Source organism: Herbidospora cretacea (genome assembly GCF_001570605.1).
In the GTDB taxonomy this organism is placed as follows: Bacteria; Actinomycetota; Actinomycetes; order Streptosporangiales; family Streptosporangiaceae; genus Herbidospora; species Herbidospora cretacea.
Window position 1 is genome coordinate 47759 of record NZ_BBXG01000029.1, and the last position, 21322, is coordinate 69080.

Annotated in this window: 22 protein-coding genes; 15 read left to right on the top strand and 7 right to left on the bottom strand. The window is 71.6% G+C overall.

The features are described 5' to 3' along the window. The first annotated feature begins 14 nt into the window (after positions 1-14). The 10 genes from AW270_RS35655 (at position 15) to AW270_RS35700 (ending at position 11404) form a co-directional block, all read left to right on the top strand. The gene (locus AW270_RS35655) at positions 15-2120 is read left to right on the top strand and encodes a non-ribosomal peptide synthetase (protein WP_061300557.1); all 2106 of its coding nucleotides are present in this window, start codon (positions 15-17) and stop codon (positions 2118-2120) included. A 7-nt stretch (positions 2121-2127) separates the two neighbouring features. Next, positions 2128-3432, top strand: a complete 1305-nt coding sequence (locus AW270_RS35660) for a salicylate synthase (RefSeq protein ID WP_061300558.1) — start codon at positions 2128-2130, stop codon at positions 3430-3432. Continuing rightward, positions 3429-4409, top strand: a complete 981-nt coding sequence (locus AW270_RS35665) for a ketoacyl-ACP synthase III family protein (RefSeq protein WP_061300559.1) — start codon at positions 3429-3431, stop codon at positions 4407-4409. The genes AW270_RS35660 and AW270_RS35665 overlap by 4 nt, the downstream gene beginning before the upstream one ends. After that, positions 4409-5941, top strand: a complete 1533-nt coding sequence (locus AW270_RS35670) for a (2,3-dihydroxybenzoyl)adenylate synthase (RefSeq protein WP_174549919.1) — start codon at positions 4409-4411, stop codon at positions 5939-5941. The genes AW270_RS35665 and AW270_RS35670 overlap by 1 nt, the downstream gene beginning before the upstream one ends. Beyond that, positions 5938-6165, top strand: coding sequence for a phosphopantetheine-binding protein (locus AW270_RS35675; protein ID WP_061300561.1), 228 nt, complete (start codon positions 5938-5940; stop codon positions 6163-6165). Before AW270_RS35670 ends, AW270_RS35675 begins: the two co-directional genes overlap by 4 nt. Then, positions 6162-7511 carry an amidohydrolase family protein gene (locus tag AW270_RS35680; protein ID WP_061300562.1) on the top strand — a complete coding sequence of 450 codons (1350 nt, stop codon included), beginning with the start codon at positions 6162-6164 and terminating at the stop codon, positions 7509-7511. Before AW270_RS35675 ends, AW270_RS35680 begins: the two co-directional genes overlap by 4 nt. Then, a complete protein-coding gene (locus AW270_RS35685; RefSeq protein ID WP_061300563.1) occupies positions 7508-8206 on the top strand; it encodes an SDR family oxidoreductase in 699 nt (232 codons plus the stop codon). The genes AW270_RS35680 and AW270_RS35685 overlap by 4 nt, the downstream gene beginning before the upstream one ends. Positions 8207-8280: 74 nt before the next feature. After that, a complete protein-coding gene (locus AW270_RS35690; RefSeq protein ID WP_061300564.1) occupies positions 8281-8904 on the top strand; it encodes an isochorismatase family protein in 624 nt (207 codons plus the stop codon). After that, on the top strand, positions 8898-10748 hold the full coding sequence (locus AW270_RS35695) for an anthranilate synthase family protein (RefSeq protein WP_061300565.1): 1851 nt from the start codon (positions 8898-8900) through the stop codon (positions 10746-10748). The genes AW270_RS35690 and AW270_RS35695 overlap by 7 nt, the downstream gene beginning before the upstream one ends. Continuing rightward, positions 10742-11404: an alpha/beta fold hydrolase gene (locus AW270_RS35700; RefSeq protein ID WP_082802104.1), complete on the top strand. Its 663-nt coding sequence runs from the start codon at positions 10742-10744 to the stop codon at positions 11402-11404. The genes AW270_RS35695 and AW270_RS35700 overlap by 7 nt, the downstream gene beginning before the upstream one ends. Positions 11405-11491: 87 nt before the next feature. Here the strand turns inward: AW270_RS35700 and AW270_RS35705 are convergent, their stop codons facing one another. The 4 genes from AW270_RS35705 to AW270_RS35720 form a co-directional block, all read right to left on the bottom strand. Next, positions 11492-12118, bottom strand: coding sequence for an NYN domain-containing protein (locus tag AW270_RS35705; RefSeq protein ID WP_061300566.1), 627 nt, complete (start codon positions 12116-12118; stop codon positions 11492-11494). A 367-nt stretch (positions 12119-12485) separates the two neighbouring features. Then, positions 12486-12875, bottom strand: coding sequence for an OsmC family protein (locus AW270_RS35710; RefSeq protein WP_061300601.1), 390 nt, complete (start codon positions 12873-12875; stop codon positions 12486-12488). A gap of 10 nt (positions 12876-12885) precedes the next feature. Beyond that, a complete protein-coding gene (locus tag AW270_RS35715; protein WP_157523133.1) occupies positions 12886-13926 on the bottom strand; it encodes a HAMP domain-containing sensor histidine kinase in 1041 nt (346 codons plus the stop codon). Beyond that, positions 13923-14621 (bottom strand): response regulator transcription factor, encoded by a 699-nt coding sequence (locus AW270_RS35720; protein ID WP_061300568.1) that lies wholly within the window; start codon positions 14619-14621, stop codon positions 13923-13925. The genes AW270_RS35715 and AW270_RS35720 overlap by 4 nt, the downstream gene beginning before the upstream one ends. A 221-nt stretch (positions 14622-14842) precedes the next feature. Here AW270_RS35720 and AW270_RS35725 point away from each other — a divergent pair, with 221 nt between their 5' ends. Beyond that, a complete protein-coding gene (locus AW270_RS35725; RefSeq protein ID WP_061300569.1) occupies positions 14843-15565 on the top strand; it encodes an FAD:protein FMN transferase in 723 nt (240 codons plus the stop codon). Here the strand turns inward: AW270_RS35725 and AW270_RS35730 are convergent. Further along, a complete protein-coding gene (locus AW270_RS35730) occupies positions 15562-15846 on the bottom strand; it encodes a hypothetical protein (protein WP_061300602.1) in 285 nt (94 codons plus the stop codon). The genes AW270_RS35725 and AW270_RS35730 overlap by 4 nt on opposite strands. Positions 15847-15962: 116 nt before the next feature. Between AW270_RS35730 and AW270_RS35735 the strand changes: the two genes are divergently transcribed. Both AW270_RS35735 and AW270_RS35740 read left to right on the top strand, forming a co-directional pair. Beyond that, on the top strand, positions 15963-16337 hold the full coding sequence (locus AW270_RS35735) for a phage holin family protein (protein WP_061300570.1): 375 nt from the start codon (positions 15963-15965) through the stop codon (positions 16335-16337). Then, complete coding sequence (locus AW270_RS35740; protein ID WP_061300571.1) at positions 16327-17652, top strand: aromatic amino acid lyase; 1326 nt, start codon at positions 16327-16329, stop codon at positions 17650-17652. The genes AW270_RS35735 and AW270_RS35740 overlap by 11 nt, the downstream gene beginning before the upstream one ends. A 16-nt stretch (positions 17653-17668) precedes the next feature. On the opposite strand, the gene AW270_RS35745 is transcribed toward AW270_RS35740, so the two are convergent. Then, a complete protein-coding gene (locus AW270_RS35745; RefSeq protein ID WP_061300572.1) occupies positions 17669-18649 on the bottom strand; it encodes a LacI family DNA-binding transcriptional regulator in 981 nt (326 codons plus the stop codon). A 126-nt stretch (positions 18650-18775) separates the two neighbouring features. On the opposite strand from AW270_RS35745, the gene AW270_RS35750 reads away from it, so the two are divergent. Continuing rightward, on the top strand, positions 18776-19660 hold the full coding sequence (locus AW270_RS35750; RefSeq protein WP_061300573.1) for an amidohydrolase family protein: 885 nt from the start codon (positions 18776-18778) through the stop codon (positions 19658-19660). Further along, complete coding sequence (locus AW270_RS35755) at positions 19657-20196, top strand: cysteine dioxygenase (RefSeq protein ID WP_061300574.1); 540 nt, start codon at positions 19657-19659, stop codon at positions 20194-20196. Before AW270_RS35750 ends, AW270_RS35755 begins: the two co-directional genes overlap by 4 nt. Positions 20197-20210: 14 nt before the next feature. On the opposite strand, the gene AW270_RS35760 is transcribed toward AW270_RS35755, so the two are convergent. After that, on the bottom strand, positions 20211-21293 hold the full coding sequence (locus AW270_RS35760; protein ID WP_061300575.1) for a glycerophosphodiester phosphodiesterase: 1083 nt from the start codon (positions 21291-21293) through the stop codon (positions 20211-20213). Positions 21294-21322 lie beyond the last annotated feature (29 nt).

Sequence of the window (21322 nt, forward strand, 5' to 3'; positions counted from 1 at the left end):
GACAGGACTTGATCATGGAAACCGCACTGCCCCTGGCCCGTCCCGGCGGGGACCCGGCCGTCACGCACGAACGCGCCGTCGAGACGCCGGGCCGCGCCCTGGTGGCCCTGCTGCACCGCTACACCGGCGAGACCGAGATCGCGGGCACGCACGTCACCGGCGACATGACCGTCGGCGAGATCGACGCCACCCTGCCGATCACCATCGGCCCGCTGTCCTTCGACGGGACCACGCTCCGCATGGACGGCGCGGAGTTCGACGCCGACGCGGCCGACCAGTACGCCACCCACCTGAGCCGCTGCACCGACCCCAACACGCGGGTCCGCGACATCGAGATCCTCACCCCCGAGGAGACCGGGCGCATGCTGGTGGCCTGGAACCAGACCGGCGAGCCGGTGCCCGCCCCCTACTTCCACGAGCGCGTCGCCGAGATCGCCGAGGCCACCCCGCACGCCCAGGCGATCGTCTGGCCGGGCGGCACGATGACCTTCCGCGAGCTCGACGCCGACGCCAACCGGCTGGCCCACCGGCTGAGGAAGCTGGGCGTCCACCGCGGCGACCGCGTCGGGACCTGCTTCCCGCGCGGCCCGGAGAGCCTGATCGCCCAGCTCGCCTGCTTCAAGGCCGGGGCCGCCGCGATCCTGCTCGACCCCGACTTCCCCGCCGACCGCGTCCAGTTCATGATCGTGGACGGCGAGGCGAAGCTCACCCTGACCATGAACGCCCACCGTGAGGTCGTCACCGGCCACGTCGTCACCCTCGACGGCGACGACTGGTGGCTGGAGCCGCCGACTCCGGTCACCTCGGCCGTCGGCCCCGACGACCTGATCCACATCTGCTACACCAGCGGCTCCACCGGCAAGCCGAAGGCCGTCATGGTCCGCCACGGCGCGGCCCGCAACCTGATCCACTCCATGCGGACGATCTGCGGCGTCACCCCCGCCTCGCGCGGGACGTGGTTGGCCGCGCCCGGCTACGGCATGGTCGAGGTCGAGTGCTTCTCCGTGCTGGCGGCGGGCGCGCCGGTCCACATCCCCGAACCGGCGGTCGTCACCTCGCCCGAGTGGCTGCGCGACTGGCTCGTGAAGAGCCGGATCACCCACACGCTGCTCATGAAGGCGATGTGCGAACGGCTCTGGGGCCTGGAGTGGCCGTCCGACACCGTTCTGGAGAACATCCGCATCTGCGGCGAGCGGGTCCAGTCGTGGCCCCTCGGCCTCCCCTTCCACGTCTTCAACCTGTACGGCTCCGCCGAGGCCACCGTCGTCGCGACCTGCGACATCACCGACCTGGGGCAGGAGCTCGGCGAACGCGAGCGGGCCAGGAGACTCCCGCCCATCGGCCGGCCCACGCCCAACGTGCGGACCTACGTCCTGGACGAGCGCCTGAAGCCCGTCCCGCCGGGCGTCGTCGGCGAGCTGTGCGTCGCGGGCGAGAGCCTGTCGTCCGGCTACCTCAACCGGCCCGAGGCCACCGCCGAGAAGTGGGTCGAGCACGAGCTCGGCACCCTCTACCGGACCGGTGACCTGGCCCGTTTCTGGACCGACGGCAGCATCGAGATCGTCGGCCGGACCGACAACCAGGTGAAGGTGCGCGGCAACCGGGTGCACCTCGGCGAGATCGAGGTGGCCATCGCGGCCCAGCCCGGCGTGCGGCAGGCGGCCGTCCTGGCCAAGAAGGACGCCGACGGGGACACCCGCCTGGTCGCCTACGTCGAGGGCGACCCCTCGATCCGGGACGTGCGGCGGACCCTGGCGAAACTGCTCCCCTCGTTCATGGTCCCCTCGGCCTACGTCGTCGGGCAGTTCCCGCTCACGACCAACGGGAAGATCGACCGCAACGCGCTGCCCGAGCCGCCCAAGGAGCGCCCCGACGTCGACAGCCCCTACCAGGAGCCGCGCACCGACGTCGAGCACACGCTGCGCGACCTGTGGGCGACCACGCTCGACCTCGACGGCATCGGCGTGCGCGACAACTTCTTCGACCTCGGCGGCGACTCGATGCGGGCCGCCGCGCTGACCGACCGGATCAGGGCGCGGTTCTCCGTGGACGCCGACATCGACGACCTCTTCGACGACCCGACGATCGAGCGCATGGCCGTGGCCATCGCCACGAAATGAGGACGGCATGCATTACTTCGAGACCCAGGTCCCCCTCACCGAGGACGCGGTCGAGGTCGCGGCCCGGCTCGCCGACTCGGGGCTGTTCGCCGACCACGTCGTCTACGAGAACGGCGGCGTCTGGTCCTACGCGGGCGGCGCCCGCGCCGAACTGACCCTCGACCGCGAGGGGGCGCTGCTCCGGCACGAGAACCGCGACGACGTCTTCGAGCCGTGGAACGGCGACCCGCTGCACCAGGTCGCCGGGCTGCTGGAGACGGTGTCGATCCCCGAATGGCGGGCCTACGGGTGGGCGGCGTTCGAGCTGTCCTACACCGAGGAGCACGTCGGCGACGGACGGCTGCTGCACCTGGTGGTCCCTCAGGCGGAGGCGCGCGTCTCCGCCGGCCACGCCCGGCTGCGCGCCGCCGACACCGCGACGCTCACCGCGCTGCTCGCCGCCGTCCAGGCCCCGTCCGCGCCGAAGAACCTCACGCCCACCCCCCTGGACGTCTGGGGCACCGGCGAGGACGCCTACCGCGAGGCCGTGAAGCTGGCCGTCGAGTCGATCAACGCCGGCGAGCTGCACAAGGTCATCCTGTCCCGCGTGGTCGAGGTCCCCGACGAGGTCGACCTGACCGCCACCTACCTGGCCGGGCGCAAGGGCAACAACCCGGCCCGCTCGTTCCTGCTCGACCTGGGCGGCCTGGCCGCGACCGGGTTCAGCCCCGAGATCGTCGTGCAGGTCTCCGAGGACGGGCACGTCGTGTCGCAGCCGCTCGCCGGGACCCGCGCGCTCACCCCCGACCAGGCGGTGAACGCGTCCCTGCGGGCCGACCTCTACGGCTCCGCCAAGGAGGTCTACGAGCACGCCATCTCCGTCAAGGTCGGCACCGACGAGCTGGTCGACGTGTGCGAGCCCGACTCGGTCGAGGTGCCGGAGTTCATGGCGATCCGCGAGCGCGGCAGCGTCCAGCACCTGGCCTCCCGCGTCTCCGGGCGGCTGTCCCAGGGGATGCGGGCCTGGGACGCCTTCGGCGCCGTCTTCCCGGCCGTCACCGCGTCGGGCGTGCCGAAGAAGGCCGCCTACGAGGCGATCCGGGCGCACGAGCCGGAGGCCCGCGGCCTCTACAGCGGCGCGGTCATGACCGTCGACCACACCGGCGCGATGGACGCCGCCCTGGTCCTGCGGTCGGCCTACCGCCGCGACGGCCGGACCTGGCTGCGCGCCGGGGCCGGGATCGTCGGCCAGTCGACCCCCGAGCGCGAGTTCGAGGAGACGTGCGAGAAGCTCGAAAGCGTCGCGCGTTACCTGGTGAGGAGCGCGGCATGAGATTCGAGAACCTCTACCTGTCCGGCATCGGCTCCCATCTGCCCGAGATGGTCCCCGCGCCCGACGACGGCTCCGGCATGGTCAGCGTCATGGTCGCGGGCGGCACCCCCGCCGTCGACATGGCCGCCGACGCCGGAAACATCGCTGTCAAACGCTCTGGGCACGAGCCTGAGGACTTCGTCGCCCTGCTGCACAGCGGCAGCTACCACCAGGGCCCCGACGGCTGGTCCGCGCCCCACTACGTGCTGCGGAACACCGTCGACCGCCCGATCACCGCGCTCGAAGTGCGGCAGGGCTGCCTCGGCATGCTGTCCGGCCTGCGCATCGCCGCCGGCCTGCTCGACGAGCCCGACGACGCCGTGCTGCTGACCACCGGTGACAACTACGGCACCCCGCTGGTCGACCGGTGGAAGGCGTCGCGGATGTTCCTGCTGGCCGACGGCGGCGCGGCTGTCGTCGCGTCGCGGCGGGGCGGGTTCGCGAAGGTCCTGGCCGCCGGGGCGGTGTCGCACCCCGAGATGGAGGAGCTCCACCGGGGCGGCGAGACGCTGTTCCCGCCCGACCTGTCACGCGGGCTCAACTTCGAGGACCGCGTCGCCTGGTGGCGGGACCAGTGGGCCGCCGGGATCACCCCGCCCATGGGCCACCTGGGCGAACTCGTGAGCGAGGTCGCCTTCAGGACGCTGGAGGAGGCCGGCAGCTCGATCGACCGCGTGAAGCGGGTCTGCCACGTCGGCTTCACCGAGGGCCCGCTGACCGACATCTACCTCGACCCGCTCGGCGTCGACGCCGCCAAGGGCACCTGGGAGTTCACCCGGACCACCGGCCACGCCGGCGCCGCCGACCCGTTCATCGGCCTGGAGTGGCTCTGGACGCGCGGCGACGTCGAACCCGGCGACCACGTGCTGCTCATCGGCACCGCGCCCGGCATGGAGTCGGGCTGCGCGGTCGTCGAGATCACCGAAAGGAGCCTGTGATGCTGCCCGGTTGCACGCCGTGGCCGGAGGACCTGGCCGCCCACTACCGGTCCCAGCACGTCTGGCAGGGCGTCGCCCTCGGCGACCTCCCGGCGGAGTGGGCGCGCGAACACGGCGACAGGACCGCCCTGGTCTGGCGCGACGAGCGCATCTTGTACCGGGACCTGGCGATCAGGGTGGCCCGGACGGCCGCCGGGTTCGCCCGGCACGGCATCGAGCCCGGTGACCGGGTGGTGCTCCAGCTGCCGAACACGCCCGACTTCGTGATCGTCGCCTTCGCGATGTTCAAGGCCGGGGTGAAGGCGGTCTTCTCGCTCGCCTCCCACCGGTCGAACGAGGTCGGCCACCTGTCCGACGTGTCCGGGGCCGTCGGGTACGTCGGCCCCAACCACGACATCGCCCACGCGCTGCGGATCAAGCACGTCCTCTCGCCCGGGGACCTCGACGGCGCCCCGGTCGCCCACCCCGCCGCCGACCCGTCGGACGTCGCGTTCTTCCTGCTCTCCGGCGGGACGACCGCGCTGCCGAAGCTGATCCCGCGCACCCACGACGACTACGCCTACCAGACCAGGACCGTCGCCGACCTGTGCCAGGTGACCTCGGACGACGTCTACCTGGCCGCCCTCCCGGTCGAGTTCAACTTCACCTGGGGCTGCCCCGGCGTCGTCGGCACCCTGCACCGGGGCGGCACGGTCGTGCTGGCCGACGACCCCGGCGCCGACGACTGCTTCGCCCTGATCGCCCGGGAGAAGGTCACCGTCACCTCCGTCGTGCCGACGGTCGCGCACCTGTGGCTGGAGGCCCGCGAGTACCTCGACGACGACCTGTCGACGCTGCGGCTGGTGCAGATCGGCGGCGCCCGGCTCCAGCCGGAACTCGCCGCCCGGATCGAGCCCGAGCTCGGCTGCCGCCTCCAGCAGGTGTTCGGCATGGCCGAGGGGCTGCTGTCGATGTCCCGCCTCGACGACCCCGCCGAACGGGTGGTCGCGACCCAGGGACGGCCGGTCAGCCCGTTCGACGAGATCCAGATCGTCGACGGCGAACTGCTGGCGCGCGGCCCCTACACCCTGCGCGGCTACTACAACGCGCCCGAGCACAACGCGACGGCGTTCACCCCCGACGGCTTCTACAAGACCGGCGACCTGGCCTCGGTCACCCCCGACGGCGACCTGGTCATCGAGGGCCGGATCAAGGACGTCGTCATCCGGGGCGGCGACAAGATCGCCGCCGGTGAGGTGGAGGGCCACCTGCTGGCCCACCCCGACGTCGACCGGGCCGCGGTCGTGCCGGTGCCCGACGAGCTGCTCGGCGAGCGCATCTACGCGTTCCTGGTCAGCCGCCACGACCGGCCGACGCTGCCCGAGCTCAAGCGGGCGCTGCACGAACGCGGCCTGGCCGCCTTCAAGCTGCCCGACCGGGTCGAGTTCGTGGACGCCTTCCCGCTCACCCCCCTCGGCAAGGTCGACAAGAAGACCCTGGCCGCCGCGGCGGCCGACCCGCTGACGGCCCGCGATTGGAAGGAGCGGTCATGACCGTCAAGGAGGAACTCCGCACCACCGTCGCCGGCATCGTCGGCGCCGACCCGGCGACCGTGGCCGACGACGACAACCTCGTCTTCCTCGGCCTCGGCTCGCTGGAGATGATGCGCCTGGTCACCAAGTGGCGGCGGTCCGGTCTGAAGGTCGAGTTCCGCGACCTCGCCGCCACGCCGACCATCTCGGCCTGGGCCGTCAGGCTGGAGGAGGCGAGGGCATGAGCCGCCTGCTGATCAAGGGCGGGACCGTTCACACCGCCGACGCCGCCCATCGGATGGTCTCCGACGTGCTGATCGAAGACGGTCTGATCGTCGGCTTCTCGCCCGACGCGCCCGACGCCGAGGTGATCGACGCCACGGGCACGCTGGTGCTGCCCGGCTTCGTGAACCCCCACTGGCACGAGATGTTCGCGCTGCGCTACCCGTTCAAGGGCGCGCTGCGGCCCCCGTCCGACCGCGACGACAAACCGGCCTTCATGGCGCACGGCGGCGACATCCCAGCCATCTCGATGGCGTTCGACCGCTTCTACGGCCTCGTCGACGCCCTCACCGACGACGAGGCGCTGGCCGTCGCGCGGTATTCGCTGTGGACCCAGCTCCGCTCCGGCGTGACCACCCTCGGCGACGTCGGCTCGGTCAACAAGCCCGCCGCGCTGGCCCAGGCCGCGCGCGAGTTCGGCATGCGGCTGTCGGTGTCGGCCTGGGCCGGCGACACCGCCTGCGGCCGGCGCACCCGCGACACCGACGAGGTCCTCGCGCGGGTCGCCGCGCTCATGGATCTCCAGGACGCGTTCGTGCGGGTCAGGCCCACCGCCGTGTACGGCACCAACATGACCGACGAGCTCGGCTCCGGCCTGCGGGACCTGTGCGCCCGGCACGACCTGCCGTTCGCCGCCCACGTCGGCGCGCTGCGCAACGAGACCGAGGCCATGCGCGCCTGGTTCGGCACTTCTCCGGTACGCCGGTTCGCCGACCTCGGGCTGCTCGACGAGCGGTTCACGGCGGTGCACTGCGCGTTCGCCGATCCGGAGGAGAGGGACCTGCTGGTCCGGGCGGGGGCGCACATCACCCACTCCCCCGCCAAATACGGGCCCGCCGGCGAGTCGACGCTGACCGAGACCCGGCAGATCCCGGCGCTGCGGGCGGCCGGGCTGGACGTGTCGCTGTCGACCGACGGCGCCTCGACGCCCGTGCCGGGGATGGCGGAGAACATGACGGCGGCCTGGCAGGCGTACACGGAGATGGCCGCCGACCCGACCGCCCTGCTGCCCAGCGACGCCCTGGCCATGGCCACCCGGATCGCCGCCCGCGGCCTCGGGTTCGCCGACGTCGGGTCGCTGGAGGTCGGCAAGCGCGCCGACCTGGTGCTGATCCGCGCCGACGACTGGCGCTACCTGCTCAACCCCCGTCCGCTGGAGGCGTTCCTGACCCTCGGCGGGTCGGCCGACGTCGAGACGGTGATCGTGAACGGCCAGGTCGTCAAGGCCGACGAGAGCGCGCTGCGGGAGGACTACCTGGAGGCGCTCCGGTCGTTCTCGGTGCGCTGCCTGGGGGTGGAGCTGCCATGATCGCCCTCGTCACCGGCGCGGCCGGCGGGATCGGCGCGGCGGTCTCCCGGCGGCTGACCGACGACGGCTTCACGGTCGTCGGCATGGACCTCCCCGACGTCGACGTGACCTCCTCCGAGCAGGTCGAGGCGTTCGTCGACCGGGTCGAGGCGGTTAGAGGACCGGTCGCCGCGCTGGTCAACGCGGCCGGGATCCTGCGGACCGGCCGCGCCGTGGAGCTGTCCGACGGCGACTGGGCCGCCACGCTGGCGGTCAACAGCTCGGGCGTCTTCCACGTGTCCCGGGCGGTCGCCCGGCGCATGATCCCCCGGCGCGCGGGGGCGATCGTGACGGTCGCCTCCAACGCCTCCCGCACCGCACGGCAGAACATGGCCGCCTACGCCGCCTCCAAGGCCGCCGCGACCGCGTTCACCAAGTGCCTCGGCCTGGAACTGGCCGAACACGGCATCCGGTGCAACGTCGTCGCGCCCGGCTCCACGGAGACGCCCATGCTCACCGGCCTCTGGGACGGCTCCGACGCGCTGCGGACCTCGGTCGAGGGCGCGCCGGGGGCGTACAGAGTCGGCATCCCGCTGGGCCGGGTGGCCCAGCCCTCGGACGTCGCCGACGCGGTCGCCTTCCTGCTCTCCGAGCGGGCCGCCCACATCACGATGCAGGACCTCACGGTCGACGGAGGCGCCTCTTTGGGCGTCTGAGCGAGACGCGGACGGCCGGAGGCCGACCGCGTCTCGCGCCCCGAATCTGCCCGATAGACAGGAGCTGTTCAACCATGGCGATCCCCGCGATCGAGCCCTACCCGATGCCGGCCGAGGCCGAGCTCCCCGACAACATCGCGCAGTGGCGCGTCGATCCCGCTCGCGCCGCGCTGCTCGTCCATGACATGCAGAACTACTTCCTGAGCCCGTTCACCGACCCGTCGGCGCTGCTCGCGAACGTGGGCGCGCTGAAGGACCGGTTCTCGGCGGTGGGCGCGCCGGTCTACTACACCGCCCAGCCCGGCGGCATGAGCACCGAGGACCGGGGGCTCCTGATGGACTTCTGGGGCCCCGGCATGACCGCCGACCCCGCCCACCGGGCCATCGTCCCCCGGCTGGAGCCCTCGCCCGGCGACGTGGTGCTGACGAAGTGGCGGCCGAGCGCGTTCTGCCGCACCGACCTGCTGCGGCTGCTGCGCGAGCAGGGCCGCGACCAGCTCGTCATCTGCGGCGTGTACGCCCACGTGGGCATCCTGATGACCGCCCACGAGAGCTTCTCCCACGACATCCAGACCTTCGTCGTGGCCGACGCGGTCGCCGACTTCACCCCGGACTTCCACCGGCTGGCCCTCGACTACGCGGCCTCCCGCTGCGCGGTGACGATCTCGACCCGACGAGTTCTGGAGGCGACATGTTAGACCGGCTGCTGAGCCCGGACCCGCCCCCGTTCGCCCTGCTGCACCGCCCGGGATCGGGCGTCGCGGACATCGACGTGATCGTGGGCGACGTCTCGGCCCATGAGCGGATCGCCGACATCCCCCTGGACGAGGAGGGTCTCCCCGGGCACGAGACGCTCGTCCTGCTGCCCTACCGCCAGATCAGGGAGCGCGGCTACGCCTGCCCCGACGACGCGGCCCCCCTGCTGGCGATGACCGTGACCGGCCAGGCGGCCCTGTCCGTCGACGACGCGCTGTCGGTCCTCCCCGACGAGCCGATCTCGCTGGCGGACGCGTCGTTCGACACCACCGACGAGGAGTACGAAGCGGTCGTCCGCCGCGTCCTGGCCGAGGAGATCGGCGAGGGCACCGGCGCCAACTTCGTCATCAAGCGGACCTTCAGCGCCTCGATCGAGGGCTGGTCCCACCGCACGGCCCTGTCGTACTTCCGCCGCCTGCTCGGCCGGGACCCCGGCTGCCACTGGACGTTCGTGATCTGGACCGGCACCCGCACGTTCGTCGGCTCGTCCCCCGAACGCCACATCACCCTCGACGCGGGCACCGTCGTGATGAACCCCATCAGCGGCACCTACCGCTACCCGGGGACCGGCCCCGAACTGCCCGGCGTCCTCGACTTCCTGGACGACGAGAAGGAGGCCGGCGAGCTCTACATGGTCCTCGACGAGGAGCTCAAGATGATGGGCCGCGTCTGCGACCAGGGCGGCCGGGCCGTGGGCCCCCACCTGAAGCAGATGGCCCGCATCGCCCACACCGAGTACCTGATCGAGGGCCGCAGCTCCCTGGACGTCCGCGACATCCTGCGCGAGACCCTGTTCGCCCCCACGGTGACCGGCGGCCCGCTGGAAAGCGCCTGCCGGGTGATCTCCAAGTTCGAGCCGGAGGGCCGCGACTACTACGCCGGGATGGTCGCCCTGATCGGCCGCGACTCCTCGGGCGCGCGCTCCCTGGACTCGGCGATCCTCATCCGCACCGCCGACATCTCCTCCACCGGAGACATGCGCATCTCGGTCGGCGCGACCCTGGTCCGCGACAGCGACCCGGCCTCCGAGGCCGCCGAGACCCGCGCCAAGGCGGCCGGCCTGCTGGAGGTGCTGAAGGGCGGCGCCTGCCGCGCCGCCCCCGCGGGCCTGGACGCCCACCCAGCCATCTACCAGGCGCTGATGTCGCGCAACGAACCCCTGGCGGGCTTCTGGTTCGAGGGCCCGGAGTGCCGCGACCGCCGGATCCCGGAGCTGTGCGGCCGGAAGGTCCTGGTCATCGACGCGGAGGACACCTTCACCGCGATGGCCCGCCACATCATCCGCGCCCTGGGCTGCGAGGTGACGGTCAGCCGCTACGACGAGCCCTACGACGTCGGCGACCACGACCTGGTGATCGTCGGGCCGGGCCCCGGAGACCCCCGCGACGTCCACCACCCGAAGATCGCCCGCCTGCGCGAGACGACCCGCGAACTCCTCGACCGGGGCATCCCCTTCCTGTCGGTCTGCCTCGGTCACCAGGTGCTCTGCACCCTGCTCGGCCTCCCCCTGAGGAAGATCCCGTTCCCCAACCAGGGCGTCCAGCGCACCATCCCGCTCTTCGGCCACAGGGAACAGGTCGGCTTCTACAACACCTTCGCCGCCCGGTGTTTAACCGACAATCTGGGTGAAATCGCCGTCTCCAGGGAAGAGGACGAGGTCCACGCCCTCATGGGCCCGGGTTTCGCGTCGGTCCAGTTCCACCCGGCGTCGGTCCTGACCAGGAACGGCGTGGAGATCCTGGCCGACCTGATGCTGCGACTGACCCGAGAGGAAGCGACATGCTGAACGTCCGCGAATGGGGCGGCGGCCCGAAGACGGCGGTGCTGATCCACGGCATCATGTCCGACTCGGGCTGCTGGTGGCAGGTCGGCCCCGACCTGGCCGCCCGCGGCTACCACGTGCTGGCCGTCGACCTCCCCGGTCACGGCCGCAGCGCCCCCATGCACGACGCGACGGTCGAACGCATGGCGCTGGAGATCTTCCGGTCCGTCCCCTCGGACGTCGACCTGGCCATCGCCCACTCCATGGGCACCTTCATCATGGGCACGTCCCTCGTGCCGCAACGCGTCGTCTACGTCGACGCCCCCACCGGCCCGAGCCACTCGATCGAGGAAGCCGCCCTGCGCGCGTCCTACGAGAAGGCCAAGGCCAAGCGGACCCTGGCCACCCTGACCGAGAGGCACCCCGACTGGCACGAGAACGACCGCGCGGCCGAGGCGGAGGCCGCGAAGCTCTTCGACGTGGAGACGGCGGTGGCCCTGCTGCTGTCGTCCTCCGGCAAGGACTACACGCCACCCCACAAGGGCCTGGTGATCAGAGCGGAGAACAGCCGCTTCGTCCCGGAAGAGACCGAGGGAGCCATCACCATCAAGGGCGCCAGCCACCACGTCTGGTACGGCCACCACGACGAGTTCATGGACGCTGTCTGCGCAAAAAAATAGCCCCGCCAATCCAGTGGATGGCGGGGAACAGTGCTTGAAGACTACCAGGCGTGACGGATTCGTCGCAACTCGTTCGCCGCCCTGACCCTAGAAGGGCACCGCGTAGTTGGTCGGATCCCGGACCACGTCGTAACACGACCTGCCCAGCAGGTGGGACCAGATCTTCGGCTGATCGAGCGACAGGGCCCGCTGGGCGCCCGGCCCGTTCCAGGCGGCCGACTCGACCCGGGGCCCGCCCTGCGGCCTCATCGCGGCGACGATCTCAAGCGCGGGCTTGAGGTCGGTGTCGGTGGACATGAGGATGCCGACGTCATATCGGCCTTCCAGAGCCAGCCTGACATAGTCGATGGCGAGGGCGACATCGACGCCCTTCTCCTGGGGCTTCACGCCGGGCGGGCAGCGGTCGGGCCATCCGCGCGGGTAGCGGAGGTCCCGGAAGACGCCCACGGTTCGGGGATCGCCCTCCCACGTCACCCGCTGCCGCATGAAAGCGGCATGTCCTTTGGCGTCTCTCAACGGGTGAGGCTGCCCCCGGTAGACACGCACTTCGGTCAGCTCACGCTCGAAGCGGCTGTTCTCGACCAACCACGTCCCGAGGCGGAGAGGGTCGATCTGCCCATCTCGTCCGGGAGCCAGCGACGGCTCGTGGAACGTCTCGCGAGCGCCCTTGTAGACGTTCTGGTAGTCGATGAAAAGGATCACGCGATCGGGCACGGGGGATGCCTCACAGAATCAGTCGCCGATCCAGTGGCCGGACGACAGGGATCATTGACTCTTTTGGCGGAACGCTACCAGCAGTAGCTTCTCCATCGCACAAAGTCGCCGATGAGTCTTCGAACATACGTCGGGGCCGGTCGCAGTCCCCCAACTGCGGCCGACCCCGACTCCAAGCGGTGCCGCCGAGGCGTCCTCCCCCAAAGACGCCTGGACGGCTTCCCCCGCTCTCGGGCGCGGTTCCCCCTCCGCGCCCTTATGGGAAAAAGGCTTGTGTGGCGGCTTTCCAGCCCCCTTGACCTGCTTCCACGTTACTGAACCGACCTTAAGGACCACGCAATGCCACAGCCGGATGTTGGTCTAACTCTCAGGAGTGCGGCAGGTCGAGCTTGACCTCGGTCCCGGCTTCCAGGGATCGGCTCACGATGCAGTGCCTGTCGTGCACACGCTGGGCTATTTCGTGGAACTTCGCCATCGTCATGCCCTCGGGAAGCTCGATTTCGTAGCTGACCGTCACTTTGCCCAGGAGGGTCGGAGCAGACCTTTCGGAGCTGACCGTCACAGAGAGCTCGGGGAGCCGCAGGCCCCGCTGGGCCGTCAGAGGCTCGACGGTCATGGCGTTGCAGGCCCCGACGGCGACCTGGAGGAGCTCGACCGCGCCGAACTCGCCCTCCCCGTGGCCCAGGGCGACGGTGGCGCCCCGCTCATTGGTGGCGACGAAGCCGGCGGGGGTCCGCGTAACCCGTACATCTCCCATGAAAAGCACCCTACGGGAACGCCAGTTTCACGAGCGTGCCGCCGCCGGGGGCGGGACCTGCGGAGACGGAGCCGCCGTGGCTGTCGACGACCTGGCGGACGATGGCCAGGCCGAGGCCTGAGCCGGGCTGGGAGCGGGCGCCGGAGGAGCGGTAGAAGCGGTCGAAGACGTGGGGGAGGTCGTCGACGGCGATGCCGGGGCCGTGGTCGCGGACGGTCAGGACGCCGTCGCGCAGCAGGACCTCCACGGCCGAGCCGGCCGGGCTGTACTTGGCGGCGTTGTCGAGGACGTTCCCGACCGCGCGCGACAGCCGGTCGGCCACGCCCTGGACGACCACCGGTTCCAGGTCCGAGGCATACCTGGTCAGGGGCCAGTGGGCCGAGGCGCGGGAGATCTCCCGCAGCACGATCTCGTCGAGGCGCAGCGGCTCGACCAGCGCCTGGGGCTCCTCGTCGCGGGCCAGTTCCACGATGTCGGAGACCAGGCCGGTCAGCTCCTCCAGGCCGCTGATCACCGCGGCGGCGACCTCGGCGCGCTCGCCGGCGGGCAGCTTGCCGCGCTGGAGGAGTTCGGCGTTGGTGCGGACGGCGGTCAGCGGCGTGCGCAGCTCGTGGGAGGCGTCGGCGACCAGGCGCTTCTGCGCCTTGGCCGAGCGTTCCAGGGCGTCGAGCATGGTGTTGAAGCTGCGGGCCAGGCTGCCGAGCTCGTCGTCGCCGGTCACGTCGATCCGGGTGGTGAGGTCGCTGGTCGCGGCGACCCGCTGGGCGGCGACCTTGAACTTCCCGACCGGGCGCAGGCCCGTCCAGGCGGCGATCCAGCCGAGCGCGCCGGACAGGCACAGGCCGCCGAGGGCGATGGCGACGAACGGCCAGCCGAGGTCGGTCACCTCGGCCAGCCCGGCGAGCACGCCCGACGGCGGGCGGTAGCCGTAGCTGCCCATGGCCGACTCGACCCGGTTGCAGGTGATCCGCCAGGCGGCGTAGATGACGACGATCACGCTCACCGCCCCGGCCAGCGCCGAGGCCAGGGCCATCCGCCAGTGCAGTTTCACGAGCGCTCCCGCCCCGTGGACCGCAGGGCGTAGCCCAGGCCGTGGACGGTCTGGATGAGCCGGGTCTCCCCGTCGGCCTCGGTCTTGCGGCGCAGGTAGCGGATGTAGACCTCCAGGGAGTTCGAGCCGGGCGTGAACTCGTAGCCCCAGATCCTCTCCAGGATGACCTCCCGCGTCAGGACCTGGCCGCCGTTGCGGATCAGCAGCTCCAGCAGCGCGTACTCGGTGCGGGTCAGGTCGAAGACCCGGGTGCCGCGCCGGGCCTGGCGGCGGTCGGGCAGCAGGTGCAGGTCGGAGAAGGAGGTCTCGGGGGGCGGGGCCGCGCGCCGCAGCAGCGCCCGGACCCGGGCGAACAGCTCCTCCAGGGCGAACGGCTTGACCAGGTAGTCGTCGGCCCCGGCGTCGAGGCCGGCGACCCGGTCGCCCACGCCGTCGAGGGCGGTGAGCATGAGGACGGGGGTGCGGTCGCCGTTCTTGCGCAGGCGGCGGCAGACCTCCAGGCCGTCCATCTCCGGCATCATCACGTCCAGGACGACCACGTCGGGAGCGTTCCCGGCGATGGCCGCGAGGGCCGTGACGCCGTCGACGGCGCTGGCCACGCGGTGGCCCTCGACGCGGAGCGCGCGGGCGATGGCGGTCCGCACTTCGGGCTCGTCGTCCACGACGAGCACTCGGGTCTCTGGCACGTCGGCCATTGTGGCCTCGGTTCATGAAAAGTCGCTGAGGAACGTAAAGAATCAGACATACCTCTTAAAAAGGACGAACGTGTTGAGATTGAATCGTTATCGGGGTTGAACGCGTCCGTGCTCCGGCGCGTACCTCCCGTCGGAGACGAAGGAGTGCGATGACTACCTCTACGGACACCACCACCCGCCGGATCGACCGCTTTCCCGGTGCTCACCGAGCTGAGGACCTCATGGGATCGCATGTCGGGATCGACATCCGCACGGCTCTCCCGCAGCGGGAGCTGCGGCCGCTCCTCGACGACGCGTTCGGGTGGCTGCGCTGGGTCGAGGAAACTTTCAGCACCCAGCGGCCCGACAGCGAGCTCAACCGGCTGGCGCGCGGGGAGATCACGCCCGAGGAGGCGGCGCCCGAACTGACCGAGGTGCTCCAGCGGTGCGCGGAGCTCGGCAAGGCCACCGACGGGTTCTTCGGCGAGGCGGCCGGGGCCGGATACGTGCGCGACTGGGCCCTGGAACGCGTCTCGCGCGCGCTGGCCGCCGCCGGGGCGGTGGACCACTGCGTCAGCGCAGACGGCGACGTGCGGGTCCGGGGCTCCGCCCGGCCGGGGGTGCCGTGGCGGGTCGGGCTCAAGGATCCCCGTGAGGGGGCGGTGTCACGGGTCGTGTTCGCCCACGACCTGGCCGTCGCCACCGCCGAGCGGCCGGGGGGCTCCGGCGGGCAGGGCGACCTGGCCTCCGTCACCGTCGTCGGGCCCGACCTGGCGACGGCGGGCGCGTACGCCACGGCGCTCTACGCCATGGGCTCGGTCCGGGCCCGCCGGTTCGCCCGGGAGATCGCGCTGCCGAAGGACGTCCAGACGACGCCCTACGACGTCATGCTCACCGGGCTCGACGGCCGGGTGACCAGCACGCCCGGGTTCCTCGTGCACGGGCCCGAGGTCAAGGCCAGCTAGTCGTCGGGGTCGACGTCGTGTTTGGACAGATACTCGATGTAGACCGGGCGGAGCGCCTCTCCCAGCGTGCCCTCACCGGCGGCCATCGCGTCGCTCAGCAGCGCGGAGACCCTGCTCAGGTCGTTGGCGGTCTCGTCCTCGCGCCCGCTGGCGCCCTGGGCCGCCGGGATGACCTTCAGCAGGTCCCAGAGGAACCCGAAGTCGCCATGCCTCACGGCATAGCGGACCGCGCGGTCGTGAAGTTCCTTCGCGGAGAGCTGTTCGAGCTGGTCGACGTTCATGATCTGGCCCACCCCCAAGCGGTGATTTCCCGGGACGATCACCACCTATGCCCAACAACGGGTCAGAGTCACGCGACCTTCGCTCAGACGGGCCCGGACATGCGAGGATCACCCTCGTGAAAGTCATCGTCAAGATCATCGTGATCGCGGCGGCACTGTGGGTCTCCACACGTGTCGTCGACGGCATCACGATCGGCGGCGATACGACCGCCAAAGAGATCGGCACACTGCTCGCCGTCGCGCTGATCTTCGGGGTGATCAACGCCCTCCTGAAGCCGATCATCAAAACGATCGGCTGCGCCTTCTATGTCCTCACGCTGGGCCTGTTCGCGCTGGTCGTGAACGCCGGTCTGCTCCTGCTCACGAGCTGGATCGCCGAACAGCTCAAGCTCCCGTTCGAGGTCGTCGGTTTCTGGGCCGCCTTCTGGGGCGCGCTCATCATCGGCGTGATCTCCTGGCTGCTCGACCTGATCCTCGGAATTGACGACTAAGACCGTTCTGCTCGACGGCTCGACCCTGACCTGCGATCAGGTCAGGGCCGTCGCCCACGGCGCGGCGAAGGTCGTCCTCGGTTCGGTCACCCAGGCCGAGGAGGCCTTCGCGGCCGCCCGCGCGCAGACCGGCCCGGTCTACGGCCGCACCACCGGGGTGGGCGCGAACAAGGACGTCGAGGTCCACGAACCGGGCCTCGACCTGCTGCGCAGCCACGCCGGCGGCGCCGGGCCGCTGGTCGACCCGGCCAGCGCGACCGCCATGCTCACCGTCCGGCTCAACCAGCTGCTCCGGGGCGGTTCCGGCATCGACCCGGCCGTGCTCGGCCCGCTGGCCGAGGCGGTCAACGGCCACGCCGTCCCCCCGATCAGGCGCTACGGCGCGATCGGCACCGGCGACCTCACCGCCCTGTCGACCACGGCGCTCTGCCTGCTCGGCGAGGTGCCCTGGAACGGTCCGCGCTTCGCGCTGAAGTCGGCCGACGCGCTCCCCTTCATCAGCTCCAACGCGCTGACCCTGGCCGAGGCCGCGCTGGCCTGCGCCGACCTGGCCCGGCTGCTGGAGGCGTCGGTCCGGGTCGCCGCCCGCACCTGGCGCGCCGCCGGGGCGTCGGTCGAACCTCTCGCGTACGAGGTCCAGCGCGCCCGCCGCCACCCGGGTCAGGCCAGGGTCGCCGCCGCGCTGAGCGCCCTGCTCGACGGCCACTCCCCCGCCGGACGCCTCCAGGACCCCTACGGCTACCGCGCGCTGCCGCAGGTCCACGGCGCGGCGTTCGACGCGCTCGACGTGGCCCGCCGGGCCGTCACCACCGACATCAACTCGGCGGCCGAGAACCCGCTGATCGCGGGCGAGGCTGCCTGGCACAACGGCAACTTCCACACCGCCCCGGTCGCGCTGGCCCTCGACGCCCTGCGGGCCGCGCTCGTCCAGACGGCCTCGCTGTCCACCGCCCGCCTGGCCACCCTGATGGAACCGGCCTACACCGGCCTCCACCCGTTCCTGGCCGGTTCGCCGGGCGGCTCCGGCGCCCTGATCCTGGAGTACGTCGCCCACGACGCCCTCGCCTCACTGCGCCAGCTGGCCGCCCCGGTGACCCTGGGCGGCGCGGTCCTGTCCCGCAGCGTCGAGGACCACGCGGGCTTCGGCACCCAGGCCGCCCGCGCCTGCCTGGCGGCCCGCGAACCCTACGAGATCATCCTGGCCTGCGAGCTGGTGGCCGCCGACCGGGCGCTGGCGATCCGGAACGGCGACGCGCCGGAGGACCGCTCACTGGAGGGCGACATCGAGGCGGCCCGGACGACACTGGCCTCCTAGCCGTCGTGGCGGCCGCTCAGCGCTGGCCGACTGAGCCCCGTTCGCGCAGCGTCGGGGCCTGGACCACCCGGCGGCGGCGCAGCGTCCCGTCGGCCGCGCCGAGCACGAGCCGGACCGCCGAACGGACGATCCCGTCGAGGTCCCAGCTCACCGTGGTCAGGCCGAGCAGCTCCGACATCGGGTGGTCGTCGTAGCCCATGACCGACACGTCGCCGGGCACCGACAGGCCGAGCTCGCCGGCGGCCTTGAGCACGCCGTAGGCGATCGAGTCGGAGAAGCAGAACACCGCGCTCGGCCGCGACCGGAGCACCGCGCGGGCCGCCTCGGCGGCCGGGCCGAGGCCCTGCGGGCAGGTCGCCACGGTCACGTCGAGCCCCAGCCGGGCCGCCTCGGCGGTGACCAGGCGGTCGGCGGGCCGGTCGGGGGTCTCGGCCAGGGTCGGGGTCAGCACCGCGACCCTCCGGTGGCCCTTGCCGGCCAGGTACTCCAGCGCCAGCGTCACCCCGCTGTGGTTGTCGAAGACGACCTCGGCGGCGGTGCGGGTCTCCTTCAGCGCGTCGCCGATGGTGACGAGCGGGACGTTCTCGGCGATCTCCGCCCAGAAAGGGGCGGCCGGGTCGACCGGCTGCACGATCAGCCCGTCGACCCCCCGGAGCTGCCGGGCCAGCGTGCGTTCCCGGTCGGGGTCGCCGGCGGCGTCGAGGATCAGCCCGTAGTGGTCCTTCTCCCGGAGGGAGCGGCCGAGGCCGACGGCGAGCGACTGCTGCCAGAGGTCTTCGAGCGACCCGCAGAGCACCCCGATCATGCCGGTGCGCCCGCTCGCCAGCGCCCGCGCGTTGGGATCGGCCTCGTAGCCGAGCTCGGCCGCGGCGCGGCGGACCCGGTGCATGGTCTCCTCGGAGACCTGGAGTCCCCGAAGGGCGTAACTGACGGCCGCGGTGGACAGCCCGGTCGCCTGGGCCACCTCACGGATCGTCGCTCGCTTCCGTTGGGGCATCGGTCCACACTACTTGACACATATGGGGTGAAACGGTTCACTGAAGCGAATCAGTGAAGCGGTTCACTAGCCTCAGATCGATATACCTGTATTATGGGTAGGGAATTCGGGTTGGAGGAGGCGGAGATGGCTGTGGACGTGCACCAGCACCTCTGGCCTGCGCCTTTCCTCGACGCCCTGCGTTCGAGGGCCGCCAATCCCCGCCTTGACGGGTGGACCCTGCTGCTCGACGGCGAACCGGTCTACGAGGTGAACCCGGCCGACCACGATCCGGCCGCGCGGGCCAAGCTGAACGGGGAACTCGACCTCGCTCTCGTCTCGCTGTCGAGCCCGCTGGGCATCGAGCACCTCCCGCCCGGCGAGGCGTGGCCGCTGATCGACGCCTTCCACGAGGGGGCCGCCGCGCTGCCGGAGCCCTTCGGGTTCTGGGCGTCGGCCCCGGTGACCGACATCTCGGTGCCGAGGCTCGAAGAGGCCCTGAACGCGGGCGCGGTGGGGCTGCAGCTCCCGGCGACGGCCGTACAGGACCAGGAAGGCCTGGAGAAGGTGGCCCCGCTGCTGTCGGCCCTGGGAGACCGGCCCCTCTTCATCCACCCGGGCGCGGCCGCCGCGCCCGGCACCCCCGGCTGGTGGCCCGCCGTCGTGCCCTATGTGCAGCAGATGCACGCCGCCTGGTACGCCTTCCAGGCGTTCGGGCGGCCCCGGCACCCCCGGCTCAAAGTCTGCTTCGCGCTGCTGGCGGGCCTGGCCCCGCTGCACTCGGAGCGCCAGATCACCCGAGGCGGGCAGGGCCGCGGCCTTGTCGATCCCGGTCTGTTCGTGGAGACGTCGTCCTACGGCCGCCGCGCCGTCGACTCGATCGTCCGCGAGCTCGGCATCGACGTGGTCGTCAACGGCTCCGACCGCCCCTACGCCGAAGCGCCCGCCCTCGACTTCGGGGACGCCGCCCGGCACGCCATCACCGTGGCGAACCCGGCCAGATTGCTGACACGAAAGGAGCCGTCCTCATGAGCACGCCCACCCTCCCGGTGCCCTCGACCTGTCCCACGGCTCCTTTCGAAGCCCTGCCACCACGCTCCCTCGACCGTCGTGAGCTGCGCGAACTGGTCGACGACCTGGCCACCAAGCCCGATCTGTGGGAGGAGCACCTGTCGTTCGAGGGCGCCGAGGACGGCGGGCGCCACTACGCCTCGCTCTACCGCGACTCCTACGTCGACGTCTGGCTGCTGTGCTGGCGGCCGGAGGACGACACGGGCTGGCACGACCACGACGTCTCGTCGGGCGCGGTCAACGTGGTCAGGGGCACGCTGGTGGAGGCCAACCCGCGCATCGGCGGCGAGCACCTGGAGACAAGCGTCAGCGCCGGGACCTCGTTCAGCTTCGGGCCCGACCACATCCACCGCCTCACAGGGGCGGAGCACGGCAGCGTGTCGATCCACGCCTACTCCCCGCCCCTGTGGCGGCTCGGCCAGTATTCGATCAGCGACGACGGCATGATGCGCCGCCAGTCGGTGAGCTACGCCGACGAGCTGCGCCCGCTCGACTGACTCCGCTCGACTGTCTACTTGTCGGAGCTCAGCACGGCGCGGGGCATGGCGGGGTCGTCGGCGAAGATGCCGTCGATCTCCTGCTCGAACAGCAGCGCCGCGTAGCCCATCACGTCGCCCACCGCGCGCGGGAACACCGGGCTGGCCGGGTTGCCGCGCTGGAAGTCGGCCGGGAGCTGCGAGTTCTCGTTGCGCAGCGTCCACGCGTGGACGATCAGGTCCTCGCGGTGGGCGTCGTGCACCAGACGGGTCGGCGGCAGCGTGCGGTTGTCGGGGCCGACCGGGATGATCCGGCGGGTGTTGACGCCGATGCCGTCGGCGTAGGCGCGGATCTCGCGCAGGCCCTCACGGGTGACCATCTGGTCGTAGGTGAGGGTCGCGGTGTCGAACGGCTTGCCGGCGGCGTCGATGAGCTGGGCCAGCTTGAGCTTGGTCTTCGGGCGCAGCGCCTTCAGGTTGCCGACCTCGAACGACTGGATGATGACCGGGTCGCCGGAGCGGGTCCAGCCGTACTGCGCCAGGGTGGCCAGCAGCGGCTCCTCCAGGGAGAGGCCGATGGAGTCGAAGTACGTGGGGTGCTTCGTCTCCGGGTAGATGCCGACCTCGTGGCGCTGCGCGAGCTGGATCACCTCTTCCAGCGTGGGGATCTCGGCCAGGCCGTTGAACGCGGCGTTGCCGGGGCGCAGGTCCGGGATGCGCTCGGTGGCCCGCAGGGTCTTGAGCTCGGCGAGGGTGAAGTCCTCGGTGAACCAGCCGGTGACCGGGCGGCCGTCGATCGTCTTGGTGACCCGGCGGCCCGCGAACTCGGCGCGGGTGGAGACGTCGGTGGTGCCGCCGATCTCGTTCTCGTGCCGGGCGACGAGCACGCCGTCCTTGGTGGAGACCAGGTCGGGCTCGATGTAGTCGGCCCCCAGGGCGATGGCCGCCTCGTAGGAGAGCAGGGTGTGCTCCGGACGGACGGCGCTGGCGCCCCGGTGGCCGATGACGGTGACGTCGCCGAATCGCTTCCTGGCGAGCGCGGGGGTGGTGCCCATCAGGGCGCCGGCGGCCGTTCCGGCCGCGAGCACGGTGATCGCGCCTCTGCGCGTGAGACTCATGGGCCGGACGGTAGAAGGGTCAGATGAAG